Below are 14371 nucleotides of genomic sequence, written 5' to 3' on the forward strand. Positions count from 1 at the left end.
AGAATATTGTTTACACGTAATAGAAGTTCGGTTATCTTATATTTGAACTAATGTACAAGCTTCATGAACAAATGATTATAAATTTAAAACATGGAGGTAGGTAAAAGATGCATGTTCTGCAAATGAAGAGGTGGCTTAGGTTGTTCCTGGCCATGGTCCTGCTCATCACTGGTGCCATTCCAGCCGGAATGTTCAGCAGTAAGGCAGTCGCGGCGGATGAGCCGTTAACGGTTGCTCAGGCACAAGCGAAGAATTCTGACAAATCTACAGCGACTGTTGAAGGATATGTTGTTGGTTATTACAACAGTGGAACCTCTATCCAGCTAAATCCTCCGTTTACTTCTGACACAAATTTTGCACTGGCAGATCGTCCCGATGAAACAGATGTAAGCAAAATGATGCCAGTACAAGTACCCACTACTGCTCCTCGCAGCACGTTTGGTCTACAAAGCAATACATCCTTATATCATTCAAAAGTTCGAATTAGCAGTGCTACATTGGAAACATATTTTACTGTTAACGGAATTAAAAGTACCACTTCGACCATTTTCCAATTGATTGATGAGACGCCAGAAACCAAGGTGGTAAATGTCACAGCTAATCCATCCTCTGGTGCTGTGCCGGCAGGCACAGAGATTAAATTGGCAACAACTACAGTTGGTGCCGCCGTATACTATAAGTTAGATGATGATAATGAATTTCTTCCATATACAGTGCCCATCACAGTGAATGATACGATTCACATTGAAGCTTATGCACACAAAAGTGGATTGATGGATAGCGATATTACGCTTCTTGACTACACCATCGTCGACAACACCCCCATTTCAATCTCCGAAGCACGAAATAAATCTGAGAATACACCGGTTACTGTACAAGGAATTGTAACTTATCGCGAAGAATCCGGAGGACTGGCGAATCTGTACATTCAGGATGATTATGCAGGAATCGTCATTCGTGGAACAGATGCCACCGTGGAGCCAGGTGACCGTATTGAAGCTTATGGTCCGCTGACGATCTATAACGGTTTGCTTCAGGTAGAGAAGGACAAGACCGGATTTCCAGGCGGTTATATTAAGGTCTTGGATAAAACACAAGATATCCCTGAACCTGTTACACTGACATCCAAAGACTTCACACCTGCTGAAGGCGGAGGAAAGGGTACAGGTGGCATTTATGAAGGGATGCTTGTCGAAGTCAACGCTGTTACAGTGACAAGAAGCAGCAGTTCCACCTTTTATGCGACAGATGCCGATGGTGGAGAGATCACGATCTATGCCAAAAATAGCCCTACTGCACTGGCAACAGGCAAAACATACGAAAAAGTGACAGGTGTTATGACCTATCATACAAGTTATGGTCTTGAACTGATTCCACGTACAGGATCGGATGTTGTCGAAAATCTGCTCTCTGTTACAGCCAGTGCTCCATCAGGCGGTCTTGTCAAAGGATCAACAGTGACATTGTCATCGCCAACGGCAGGAGCAGAAATCTATTATACGGTTGATGGTACTGAACCAACCCAAACATCCACAAAGTATAGTGCTCCGATTACAGTAGACCAGGACACGAATGTTAAAGCTATTGCTGTATCGGGTGGAAATACAAGTGAGGTATATACCTTTACTTACAAAGTTCTTCATGAACTGGACAATCTTAGAATCCATGATATTCAAGGAGCTTCCCATAACTCTTTGTATGATGGTTTAGCTGTTCAAAATGTCGAAGGTATTGTGACTTATGTTGTAAATGCAAGCTCCTTTTACATACAGGAGATTTCTGGAATGGAAGATGACGATGTAAAAACATCCGAAGGTATACTCATCTATAAGTCTTCTCATGGAATGACAGTAGGCAACAAGGTGAAGGTATCGGGTCAAGTCAAAGAATATGCAACAGCGACGACTGAGCTGTCTACGACAGAGATCGTTGCAACAACAATTACGGTTGAAGACAACAACCAAGAACTTCCTGAACCTGTGATTCTGGGAACTAACGATCGAATCATCCCTAATGTAATTGATTCAGATCAGTTTGGGGAGTTTAACCCGGAAACGGATGCGATCGATTTTTATGAGAGTTTGGAAGGAATGAGAGTACAACTTGATAATGCGACAATTATCGGTCCATATTCCAGTGAACCGGGCCTGGCAGTTGTCGTTGACAATGGTTTGAATAATCCGGTACGCACACCAGCAGGAGGTGTTATCCTGACTGCGGATAGTACAGAACCCTACGAGAGTGCGCTTAATCCGCAACGATTGTTCATTAACAAAAAGCCGTCTCAGGCGGTCAAAACTGGTGACAAGTTTACTGAGTCCGTCAAAGGTGTTATGACGTATTCCAACGGCAATTTCAAGGTTAATCCGGAGGGGAATCTTCCAGTCATCACTTCCGGGGGGCTTGAGCAAGCAACAACGACGATTCAGCAGGCCGATGGTAAGTTGACGATTGCAACTTTTAATGTGGAAAATTTCAGCAAGAAGGATGCAACGAGAGCTATCAAAATCGGTGGAATTGTAGTCAATAATCTAAAGAATCCGGATATTACTGGCATAATGGAAGTACAAGATAATGATGGAGCTACAGATAGTGGAACAACTGCTGCTGATGCAAGTTTCCAAACTCTGATTGATGCTATTGCATCTAAAGGTGGTCCTACCTATAAATACACGGATATTGCTCCAGAAAACAATAAGGATGGTGGAGCTCCGGGGGGGAACATTCGTGTAGGATTCTTATACAATGAGTCACGTGTAACCCTGAAACAAGGAAATAAAGGGGACGCAGTAACGAGTATCCAAGTGGAAACGGACGGAAGCTTGTCCCTGAATCCTGGACGGATTGATCCAACAAACGATGCTTTTGCAAGCTCGCGTAAGCCGCTCGCTGCTGAATTCGAGTTCAACGGAGAACGTGTTGTTGTGATTGCAAATCATCTAAATTCCAAAGGCGGCGATCTGAAGCCTTACGGAAGTATACAGCCTGCGACAAGAAGTAGTGAAATTCAACGTGCACGACAGGCAACTGCTGTAAACAGTTTTGTTAAAGAACTGCTAAACAAAGACCCTGAGGTGAATGTCGCTGTTCTTGGCGACTTCAATGACTTCCAGTTCTCCAAAACATTGAATATTGTTGAAGGTAATGAACTGGACAATCTGGTAAACAAACTGCCAGAGAACAAGCGTTATTCCTACATCTATGATGGAAACTCTCAGACACTGGATCATATTCTGGTGAGCAAAAATCTGTCTGAAACAGCGGCTATCGAAGCGGTTCATGTGAATGCTGACTTCGAAGATTCACATGGGCGTGTCAGTGACCATGATCCGTTGCTTGCACAGCTAAGCATTGGAAGCACCTCAGAAGAGGGCGACTTCAACCTGCGTGTATTGCACACCAATGATACGCACGCGCATTTGGATAACATCCCGCGCCGCGTAACAGCTATTAAAGAAACACGCAATGATAACACTCTGGTGCTGGATGCAGGGGACGTATTTTCTGGTACATTGTACTTTAACCTCTTTAATGGTCTGGCGGATCTGGAATTCATGAACATGATCGGATACGATGCCATGACCTTCGGAAACCATGAGTTTGATAAAGGCCCAAGCGTACTCAAGGAATTTATTGAAAAAGCGGAATTCCCTTTTGTGAGTGCTAATATTGACTATACCAAGGATGCGAGTTTGGGTGGCCTGTACAACAGTACCATCGGAAATCCAGGCGAGAATTCCCAAATCTATCCGGCCATTATTACGGAAGTAAACGGCGAGAAAGTCGGAATCTTTGGTTTGACGACACCGGATACCGTATCCCTTTCATCACCGGGAGATGATCTGAAGTTTAAGGATTACAAAGCAAGTGCTCAGGCGACAGTGAACATGCTGCAAGATGAAGGTATCAACAAAATTATCGCGCTGACGCATCTGGGTTACTCGGAAGACCTGAAACTGGCAGAAGCGGTAGAAGGCATCGACATCGTAGTAGGTGGTCATTCACACACTATTTTGAACAAACCAGTGGTTGTAGATACGCACACTGATCCTACGCTGGTCGTACAGACAGGTGAATATGACGTTTCTCTGGGTCAACTGGATGTAACGTTCAATGAAGCAGGCGTACTGACAACATGGAACGGCAAATTGCTGAACCTGGATGCGAAGGATGCCACCGGTAATTATGTGTACGCAGATGATCTGACTGCAAAAGCGAAGCTGGCAACCTATGCGAAACCTCTGGAAGAGTTCAAAAAAGAAGTTATTGGTAAAACGAATGTATTTCTCGATGGAGAACGCGGCACTGTGCGTAAGCAGGAAACCAACCTCGGTAACCTGATGACAGACGGTATGCTGGAGAAAGTGAAATCCATCGTGAAGGAGAACGACGTTAAAGGATACGTTGCAATCCAAAACGGTGGTGGCATTCGGGCGTCATTCCAAAAAGGAAATATTACGTTGGGTGATTTGTTAACCGTAATGCCATTCGGCAACAACCTGTCTGCGCTGAAAATGACAGGTAAGGAAATTACGGCTGCGCTGGAAAATGGCGTGAGCGGTGTGGAGACAGGAGAAGGGCGCTTCCCACAAGTTTCAGGCATGCGTTTCTACTACGATTCCACGAAGCCGGGAGAGAAAATTGATGCCATATCCAATACGGTGACCCAAGTCGGTCAACGCGTACTCAAAGTACAGATTAAGAATGCTAATGGCACGTACACGGATATCGATCCAAACGGATACTACATCGTAGCGACGAACTCGTTTATGGCTAACGGTGGAGACTTCTATCGGTCCATGAGAGCAGCGAAGGATGACAACCGGTACTATGAACTGAATTTGGTCGATTATGAAATCTTCCATGAACATCTGGACCGTGTAGGTACGGTAAACCAGACAACGGAAGGACGTAGTACCGATCTGAAGGGAGCTCCACTTCCGGGTGATGGGAATGGAAGCAACCCTGGTAATGGCGGTGGAAATAATGGAAGTAATCCGGGCAGTGGGAATAGTGGTGGAGGTACAACGACACCAACCACACCTGTAACACCAACGGATCCAACCACTCCGACCACGCCTACAACACCTTCCGTCCCTGGTAATGGGAATGGAGGAGGTACTACACCAACCAATCCGGGTGTGATTTTGAAAGATATCGGCAATCACTGGGCAGCAGCTGCCATTGAGCAGGCCATTTCCCGGGGAATTGTGAATGGATATCAGGACGGTAATTTCCGTCCAAATGCACCGGCAACACGCGTCGAGTTCATTGTAATGCTGGCAAGAGCATTTGAACTTCCGGCCAGCAGCAAGGCGTTGACGTTTAAGGATGCTTCCAAAATTCCAGTATGGGCACAATCCTTTATTGCTCAAGCTGTAGAACAAGGGATTATTAGTGGCTATACAGATGAGACGTTCCGTGCATCCGGCAAAGTATCCCGTGTAGAGATGACGGTTATGCTCGTAAGAGCACTCGGACTTCCAGTTGAATCGAATGCCACATTAACCTTTGCAGATGCAAATAAAGTACCTGCATGGGCCGTACCTTATATCGCAACTGCATATGATGCAGGACTGGTGAAAGGCACAGGCAAGAATATGTTTAATCCACTCGCTGAAGCAACTCGTGCTGAAGTTGTAACCCTGTTGATGTCAGCGAGTGAATTTCAGGCGAAGTAATCAAGACTAGTCAATTTTCCTATGAAAAGGGAGCCAATAATCTAATGAAAACAGCTTGCAGAACTTCATCTGCAAGCTGTTTTTTTACTAATTAATGACTGTTCATTTTTACCAGAGGAAGGTATAGTAGACAGGATTATATTGAAGGAATGTTGACATGCAAGATCAACCGGTTTTAATCGCACTATTGGCTATTGCTGCAGGGATTTTCAGTTTGTTGGGTGGAATCAACAATTGGGATTGGTTTATGAAGAGTTTCCGAGCAGGTCTCTTTGTGAAAACCATTGGACGTCAGGGTGCAAGAGTGGTGTATGGCATTTTTGGTATTGTGCTAATTACCATTGGCGTATTATTGTTGCTGATTGGGTAAGCGTAGAAAAAGAAAAGAAATTTGTAGAGCCTGAGTACATAATTCAGTTTCACAGCTTTAAACACCTGATAGCTTTAACCCACTAGCTTACCTAATCAATTAAAAGTTACACTAAAAAAGACCACCGAAAAAATTTCGGTGGTCTTTTTTGCCAAATTCAGGTTTATCCATCTCAATCTGGTTTAATTATCTTTTAAATCTTCAATGGAATTGATGTCCATATAGGTTGGTACAACCAGACCTGTTTTGGCACCGTCCATATTTGGACCGAGATCATCAATCTGATCCTTGTATTTGTTGAAATAATCTGCAGAGGTGAGCGGCAACCATGCAGCTGGAGTTGCATCTACATCACCATTGGCAATGCCGGTCCACATTGGACCGATTTCCACTTGAAGAGAGGTTACTTTGTAACCCAGTTTTTCTTTAAGGATGTACTCCAGCAAGTTGGTACTTGCAATCTCGGAGTCCCAGGCTACGTAACTTAGTTTAATGGAATCTCCATTCACCGGAGTCAGACCTTTGGTCCATTCAGCCACTTTGTCGCTATGCTTCTCGGCAAAAGCTGCTGCGGCTTTTTGGGGATCTTCTCCGTTTTGAATGGCGACCATAATTTCACCCATATCCTCAGGTGTCCAGGAGAAACGATCCAGGAATTCATAAGCGACAGGTTTGTCTTCCTTTAACCCTTTACGGGCAATGGTATGAATTTGTTCTGCTTCACCGTAGACGCCTTCCGGATCGTCCAGGTATTTCAGGTCATATGCATTGAACATCCAATGCGGTGTCCAACCGGTAACGATAACCGGTTCCTTATTCTTAACCGCTTTATCCAGCGTAGCTGTCATTGCGGCTCCTGAACCTTCAACCAGTTTCCAGTCAGACAAACCGTATTTCTCAATGGCACTCGCTGTGGATTTCATAATTCCGGCACCTGGATCGATACCGATAATTTGGTGATTCACTTCATTTCCCACATTGGCATTTGCCGATGGAGTGGAGGAAGAAGCACCTGTTTCCAAATCTGCAATCGAATTAACGTCTGTCATGTAGGCAGGAACAACGAGCCCTGTGCGTACACCGGTCATATTGGCTCCCAGATCATCCACCTGGTCTTTGTAACGTTCCCAGTAGTCAGCGTGAGTTAATGGCAACCAAGCTGCTGGAGAGGCATCTACGTCGCCTGAGGCAACACCCGTCCACATAGGTCCAGCTTCAACTTGCAGGGCGTTAACTTTATAGCCAAGTTTGCTTTCCATGACATATTTCAACAGGTTAGTACTCGCAATCTCAGAATCCCAGGCTACATAGCTAAGTTTAAATGCATCACCGTTAACTGGCGTCAGACCTTTGGTCCATTCGTCAATCTGGTCTGCATGTTTCTCAGCGTAGTCTTTTGCGGCTTCTTCTGGAGATGTACCATTTTGGATGGCACTCATCATTTCGCCCATTTCATCTGATGTCCATTGGAAACGGGACAAGAATTCATAAGCAACCGGGTGATCTCCTTTTAACCCTTTACGTGCGATGGTGTGAATTTCTTCTGCATCACCGAAAGATTTCTCGGGATCATCCAGATATTTCAGATCATATTTGTTGAACATCCAGTGTGGAGTCCAGCCTGTAATAATGATCGGTTCTTCCGCTTTAAGGGCTTTGTCCAGTGTGGCAGTCATCGCTGCACCAGATCCTTCAATCAGGGTCCAGTCCGTCAGATGATAATCTTCAATGGCTTTGGCAGCGGATTTCATAATGCCTGCACCCGGATCAATACCAATGATCTGATATTTGACTTCTTCACCTACAGCATTCGCTGGAGTGTTGTTACCGCCGGCAGAAGAACTGTTGCCGCCAACAAAGTATTGTGAGAAACCAGCTACGAGCACAACGAATGTGGCTGCAGCAGTAATCCAGGCTTTTTGCTTCGCTGAGAAGCGTGAGCTTTTCTTACGGCCTGGCATAAACAGATTTTGAGTGAAACGGTCAAGTACGATCGCAAGAACCACGACAGCCAGACCTGCTTCAAAACCTTTACCAATCTGCAACTGCGTTACCGCACGATAGACTTCCGCACCAATACCCTGTGCACCGATCATGGAAGCAATAACAACCATGGACAGCGACAGCATGATGGTTTGGTTAATCCCTGACATTACGGTAGGCAATGCGAGTGGCAGCTGTACTTTGAACAACTTTTGCATGGACGTGGAACCAAAAGCATCCGCTGCTTCGACCAGTTCGCCAGATACCTGCTTAATTCCGAGGTGAGTCAGGCGAATCGTTGGTGGAATCGCGAATATAACGGACGCGATAACACCGGGAACCACACCAAGGCTGAAGAAGGTTACCGCTGGCAGTAAGTAGACAAATGCAGGCATGGTCTGCATAAAGTCAAGCAATGGTGTAATAATCCGGGATGCAGTTTTGCTGTATGCGAGCCAGATACCGATGGGAACACCAAGCAGAATGGAGATTAACCCTGATGTAATAACGAGTCCCAAAGTATCCATCGATTGGGACCAATATCCGAGGTTATCTACGAGCAAGAAACCGATAACTGTAAACAGAGTTAGTGGTATTCGGCCAACAAGATATGCCAATACACCAAGTATCACAATAAACAGGAGCGGATGAGGGAGCATGAACAGCCCGGAGAAAAATCCGACAACCTCCTGAATAACAACAGAAATGACTTTAAATAATCCGGAGAGCGAGGAGCTCATCCAGTCAACAATCGCTTCAATCCACGATGCTAGTGGTATTTTGGGAATCATTCACAAGTTCCTCCTTTACTGCAACTTCACCGCTTAGTGCTCCAAGCAGGGCACCGCGGACGATAACACCTTGCAGACGGCCGGTTTCGCCAACAACAGCGAGCGGCACATGGGCTGAACTTACAATTTCGAACAATTCATGAATCAGGGTTTCAGGCGCTACAGTTGGCCCATCCGTAATCAGAATATCGTTCAACACTTTGTTTTCGCGCATCGCGCGGGTTGCATCTTCTGCTGTAATAACACCAAGCAGCTTCTTCGAACGGTCAATGACAAACAGGTTGGAAATACCACGTTCGCGCATTAATTCGAGGGCAACACGAGGACCACGGTCAAGCGTAATCGTTTCAGGACGTCGCATAACATGAGATGCGGTAAGGACCTTGGACAAGTCCACGTCTTCGACGAAGCGGGCCACATATGAGTTGGCCGGTTGAATCATGATTTCTTCCGGAGTACCGATCTGCACGACTGCGCCGTCTTTCATGAGGGCAATACGATCGCCGATGCGCAGCGCTTCGTCCAAGTCATGGGTAATGAAAATAATGGTCTTTTTCATTTTATCCTGAAGCTCAATCAGCTCATCTTGCATATCACGACGGATCAATGGATCAAGTGCACTGAATGCTTCATCCATTAGCAGTACTTCCGGGTCATTCGCCAGCGCACGGGCCAAACCTACACGTTGCTGCATCCCGCCACTCAGCTCATCCGGCATTTTGTCTTCCCAGCCTTTGAGGCCAACCAGTTCAAGCGACGTTTTTGCTTTTTCCCGACGTTCATCTTTATCAACCTTTTGAACTTCGAGTCCATACTCCACATTATCAAGAACGGTACGGTGCGGGAATAACGCAAACTTCTGGAATACCATGCTGATCGTTTTCCGACGCACTTCGCGCAATTGTTCTTTATTCATCTTACGTAGATCTTTACCATGGACGAGAATCTCTCCCGATGTCGGTTCAATCAGACGATTGAACATTCGAACAAGTGTGGACTTACCACTTCCGGACAATCCCATGATGACGAAAATTTCACCTTCCTGAATTTCCATGTTGACCCGGTTGACACCAACCGTTATCTGTTTTTCTTTGGCCAACTTTTCTTTGCCCCAACCTTGCTCCAGTAATTGTAGACCTTGCTCGGTTTGGGGGCCAAACAGTTTACTTACATTCTTTACTTCAAGTATGGTCATGTTTTCACCCCTTCTGATGTGTTGTGCACTTCGAACGGCTTTCAGCATCCACAAGCCCATACACTTGTGCGCCCAGCCACGAAATCCGGTAATCGTTGCTTCGCTTCCCGTCTTTCTGGGTAACGTTTTGTATTCTAACAATACTTAACCCGTATAGCAACCGAATAAACAGTACATAATGTTTGTACAGTAAAAACTGTACAAAGTTTTCCGCCCATATGCTCCGTCATTCTCCTTATTCTGGCTAATAAGACACCTTTACATTTGATATCGCTTTTCCTACAATAGAAAATGTGCTGAATCTAAGCAGTTTCTTTTGGTTAAAAGATAGTCGTAGGCGTTTGCAACTTGGTAAAGCTCCCATGATACATGTGGTAACCTAAAGCCTGTTGGCATATAGGATGTCCTGCCGGATACTTTCCCATGTAAGCCGGATCTTAAACAGTTGCAATTATTTTGCCGAGACTGGGAATGTTCAGAATGGAGGTTGCAAGCATGAGCTTGGACCATTTACAAGAGGAACAGCAGGCAACCGTTCTTAGAATCCGTAAACGCGTCATTGAAGCCATTGGGCGTAATATGGATCTCTACGGCGTTACTCTGTCCACGGGACACTTATATGGATTGCTTTTTTTTGCAGACAAACCTATGACCCTTGACGATATGGGCCGGGAAATGGAAATGAGCAAAACGAGCATGAGTACCGGCGTACGTACACTGCTGGATCTAAAAATGGTGAATAAAGTATGGAGCAAAGGCTCCCGGAAAGACCTATATGAAGTGGAGTATGACTGGCATCAGACGTTTACGGATTATTTTGTGATTAAATGGAGAAAAGCCGTGGAGAGTAACCTTCAGGTACTGCGCAAATCCGTTGATGAACTGAATCGTTTGATCGCTGACCTGGATGAACAAGCAGATGCTGAGCTTCTTCACATTCTTAAGGAAGACAAGCATAAGGTGCTTCAAGCAGAGGCCTACTACAAATGGCTGGATCGCTTGATTGATACCATGGAAGATGAGGAAATATACAAACTGGTTCCGAAGGAAGAGATCAAGGAACATTAATAACAGCAAAAGCAAAGGGCCCTTTCCGAATTGGAGAGGGCTCTTTTGTCTTGGTAGGTTATACACTTGTACATTTATAATGAAGAAAAAGACATGCTTTACAATTCTCCGATTAATCCCACGTATGATAAAGTCACAAGCTGCTGAACGATCTGTTCCAGTTCATCCATGATCTGATGGCGTCCGCTTGGGGTCCAGGATAGTACAGACCAATCGGATATATCGTGTACGTTACCTTTCAACACAGCTGGAGAACGATTCCAGGCGGTAGTTTGTTTCATACGCCGAAGCAGTTTCTCACATGCTGGAGAATTGGAGACGCGGTTCATGAACAGATGATCCGTGTCCAACATGGGAATGCTATCTGCCGCATACTCATCTGTCATGAAGTCTGAAGATATGATTTGTGCAGGGTTCAGTCCAAGTTCACCGTAGATAAGGCGATTCAATGGATGCTCGATATCTTCATGGAGCCGGATAGACTGATTCTTAACCTGCATAAGCATAATACGTTCTTGCCCGAAATGATGCTTCAAACGCAGTCCGATATCAAGGTTGCGTAGCTCCAGCTGTTTGAAATTCTGCAAGGCCTGTTGCTCCCGTCCGACCAGTGCAGCCAAGCGTAAATGATTTTCTTTCCAGTCATGTGCCTGATCCAGGATAACCGTAGGTGCAATACTTTTGAGCTTATCGTAAAAGGGTTGATGATAAAAGTCACCGATAATCAGGTCCGGCTTGGCCTGATGTAATTTCTCCAATTGTGTAGCTAGCCGCTGCTGCTGCTCGACCTCATCAAGCTCCCGATCATGGAACCCGTCCATAGCAGCTACGGGATGTAATCCGAGTGAAGAGAGATTCTCATGAAGTCCCATCTTGGACGCGGTAGCCACACGAATCTGATCTTTTTTCATATATAGGCTGGGTGCGATCCCCAAGGTTTGTTTGAATTTGCGGCTAAAATAATATTCATTGCCATAGCCAACAGAGACCGCGACGTCTTTGAGTACACATGACTCCTGCTTGAGCTGTTTTTTGGCTTCGTCGATCCGTAAGCGATTCAAATAATCGGTAGGTGACATACCTTTGGCTTTCTTGAAACTGCGAGAATAGGAGCTTGGCGTCAACCCGGCAATTTTGGCCAGTTGATCCATGCTGATACCTTCACTCATGAACCTTCTCATATACATAATGCTGCGTTCAAGCGCCGGATCGACTTTCTCATAATTTTCTTCAAGCCGATTCTCGGAGAGATACTGCAAAAGCTCATGCAGTTGGCTATGTATACTGATAAAGTGATCGGGGTGAACGCCGCGATAGGCTTCATACAATTGTTCAACTCGCGCTCTGGCTTGTTGGTCATGACGAACCATCAGTCTGCCTGTCTCCCAATCCAGCGGGAAACCAGAGGAGGAGGACATTTTCCATTGGCCACGCACTTGCTGCAAACATACCGTATCCATGCTAAGTATTATAAACTCCGTAACAGCCGAGCGTGCAGCCGCCTCAATCGTTGTTCCTGGCTTCAGAACATACAGTTGATTGGCTTCGGCGGTATAGACCGTATCGTTCAGGACCAGGACACCGTCTCCTTGTAAAATAAGACAGAGCATGGGCCGGGACACCGTCTTGCCTTGCACACGGAAATGCTCCCCGCGCCGTACACGGCACATGGAAGAGAGGAGCGGTAGAGATGAGGTTTCAGAAATGAAGGGAAGCTGTTCAGTCATACGGACCATCCTTTTGTCTTATTTTCTTAATGATAACAATTATCATTCTCATATGGAAGATGTTTTTGAAAAATAGTTTTGGACATGAAAAAAAGAGGATACCCAGAGCCGTGATGGCTTTAGGGTTATCCTCTTTATTTGAAACAAGAATGTTGAGATAGCTATAAGTCTATTCCCACATGTGAGGGTTAGTTTGGCACGACCAGCAGGATATCATCCAGGAAAACGTCGCTAAGCACCTTTTTGCCTGTGCCATTGGCTTGCACATGATACAGACGATAGAGATCATTTGCGTTGATGTAGAACATGCCCGGAACATCGTCATGAAGCTGGAACGTTGCCCATTCCTCTCCAGCAAGCTTGGTTACTTTGAGAGCTGTGCTCACGGAATAAAGACCATTTGTACCGGATAGATACGCAATAGTTGGTGTTCCGTTGGTCAGCTGAGCAGTTACGAAAGTGACACTGTTCAAATTCAGGTTGGCAGATTTGGATACCTTGTTCCCGGCGATGGTTTTGGCATACGCCTTTTTGTCTGCATCCACAACTACAACCTTATCTGTACCTAGCGGACTTACCTCCCGGATGCTCTTACTATGAATCTGAAGTGTTTTGCCAGAAGTGGTCAATGCAAAGGCTTTGCCTGTTGAATAATCATAATCCTTGTTGCTGTCCAGCTTGATGCCTTTATTATACACATACAGATTGTTACCCCAGCCGCCGGCATAAACAGCGTTCACGTCCAGCTTTGCTTTTGGATTAACAGCTGTACCTTTGCCTGTATTGTAGTTTACTTTGTACATGATAATGGCGTTGGTGGAGTAGTACTGCTCGTATGGGTCAGTGTTCACCATCAATTGCAGTTCGTTTTTGGCTACGTTCATAAAATAACGACTTTCTACTGCACCAGCAGCAATTCGTTGCACTACTCCGCTACCATTGGATGCTTTGGAAACGATCCATGGGTTTCCATTAACGAGCCCGTTATAATATACACGGCCTTTTGTTACAGCGAGCAGCGGAAAATCTGTATCCGCTTTGTCTGCAATTTTGATGGCAGCGGAAGCTTCGCTATTGCCATTTGCACGATAGATCATTCCTTTGGAATCCATATAATAGATGAACCCATTATCCGTAAAGTAGCTCAACACATCTGTCGCATACGTTTCAGCAGAATCGCTGGAGCCGTCATTGGGAACGCGAAGCAGCGTTGTGGAAGACTCGGAACGGGTGTAATAGAGATAGGATCCTGCCACAGACAGACCATCTCCTTCAAAATCAAGCAATACCTCTGTGGTTCCGCTTCCGTCGCCGGATACTTTGTACAATACACCATCGGAATCATAATAAACCGTAGTTTGGCTGAGGGAAGCTGCATGAGCATTGGCTCCGCCTCCAAGCACTGCTGCCGCGATCAGTGTGAACAGCAGCAAGGTGCAAACCGTGCGTTGCAAGCGTATGGACCATTTGTTCATAAATCAATCGTCACCCTTCTTCTTTATGTATGTAATAAACACAATATCACCTTAAGTTATATCGGTAAACTATGGAAAATA

7 protein-coding genes are annotated in these 14371 nt (G+C 45.4%); 3 read left to right on the forward strand and 4 right to left on the reverse strand.

All coding sequences use genetic code 11. The annotated features are described in order from the left end of the window. The first annotated feature begins 107 nt into the window (after window positions 1-107). Together G3352_RS11045 and G3352_RS11050 are read left to right on the forward strand one after the other, a co-directional pair. The gene (locus G3352_RS11045) at window positions 108-5681 is read left to right on the forward strand and encodes a 5'-nucleotidase C-terminal domain-containing protein (protein ID WP_163756430.1); all 5574 of its coding nucleotides are present in this window, start codon (window positions 108-110) and stop codon (window positions 5679-5681) included. Window positions 5682-5838: 157 nt separating this feature from the next. Next, window positions 5839-6051: an immunity 17 family protein gene (locus G3352_RS11050; RefSeq protein WP_064640044.1), complete on the forward strand. Its 213-nt coding sequence runs from the start codon at window positions 5839-5841 to the stop codon at window positions 6049-6051. 182 nt (window positions 6052-6233) lie between these two features. On the opposite strand, the gene G3352_RS11055 is transcribed toward G3352_RS11050, so the two are convergent. Then, entirely contained in the window at window positions 6234-8825 is a 2592-nt protein-coding gene (locus G3352_RS11055) for a glycine betaine ABC transporter substrate-binding protein (RefSeq protein WP_163756432.1), read from the reverse strand. After that, on the reverse strand, window positions 8791-10020 hold the full coding sequence (locus G3352_RS11060; protein WP_063564457.1) for a quaternary amine ABC transporter ATP-binding protein: 1230 nt from the start codon (window positions 10018-10020) through the stop codon (window positions 8791-8793). Before G3352_RS11060 ends, G3352_RS11055 begins: the two co-directional genes overlap by 35 nt. A 495-nt stretch (window positions 10021-10515) precedes the next feature. Between G3352_RS11060 and G3352_RS11065 the strand changes: the two genes are divergently transcribed. Further along, window positions 10516-11088 (forward strand): GbsR/MarR family transcriptional regulator, encoded by a 573-nt coding sequence (locus G3352_RS11065; protein WP_063564456.1) that lies wholly within the window; start codon window positions 10516-10518, stop codon window positions 11086-11088. A 98-nt stretch (window positions 11089-11186) separates the two neighbouring features. Here G3352_RS11065 and G3352_RS11070 read toward each other — a convergent pair whose 3' ends face one another. Further along, a complete protein-coding gene (locus G3352_RS11070) occupies window positions 11187-12815 on the reverse strand; it encodes a helix-turn-helix domain-containing protein (protein WP_163756434.1) in 1629 nt (542 codons plus the stop codon). 188 nt (window positions 12816-13003) lie between these two features. Further along, entirely contained in the window at window positions 13004-14290 is a 1287-nt protein-coding gene (locus tag G3352_RS11075; protein WP_163756436.1) for a DUF5050 domain-containing protein, read from the reverse strand. Between the last annotated feature and the right edge of the window lie 81 nt (window positions 14291-14371).

The sequence above is a fragment of the Paenibacillus sp. ALJ109b genome (assembly GCF_010747435.1).
Classification (GTDB): Bacteria; Bacillota; Bacilli; order Paenibacillales; family Paenibacillaceae; genus Paenibacillus; species Paenibacillus taichungensis.

What these genes read in the sequence shown, in the direction of transcription:
- G3352_RS11065 (WP_063564456.1), top strand. Translation starts at nt 10,516, where the DNA reads ATGAGCTTGGACCATTTACAAGAGGAACAGCAGGCAACCGTTCTTAGA.
- G3352_RS11075 (WP_163756436.1), bottom strand. Translation starts at nt 14,290, where the DNA reads ATGAACAAATGGTCCATACGCTTGCAACGCACGGTTTGCACCTTGCTG.
- G3352_RS11070 (WP_163756434.1), bottom strand. Translation starts at nt 12,815, where the DNA reads ATGACTGAACAGCTTCCCTTCATTTCTGAAACCTCATCTCTACCGCTC.
- G3352_RS11060 (WP_063564457.1), bottom strand. Translation starts at nt 10,020, where the DNA reads ATGACCATACTTGAAGTAAAGAATGTAAGTAAACTGTTTGGCCCCCAA.
- G3352_RS11045 (WP_163756430.1), top strand. Translation starts at nt 108, where the DNA reads ATGCATGTTCTGCAAATGAAGAGGTGGCTTAGGTTGTTCCTGGCCATG.
- G3352_RS11050 (WP_064640044.1), top strand. Translation starts at nt 5,839, where the DNA reads ATGCAAGATCAACCGGTTTTAATCGCACTATTGGCTATTGCTGCAGGG.
- G3352_RS11055 (WP_163756432.1), bottom strand. Translation starts at nt 8,825, where the DNA reads ATGATTCCCAAAATACCACTAGCATCGTGGATTGAAGCGATTGTTGAC.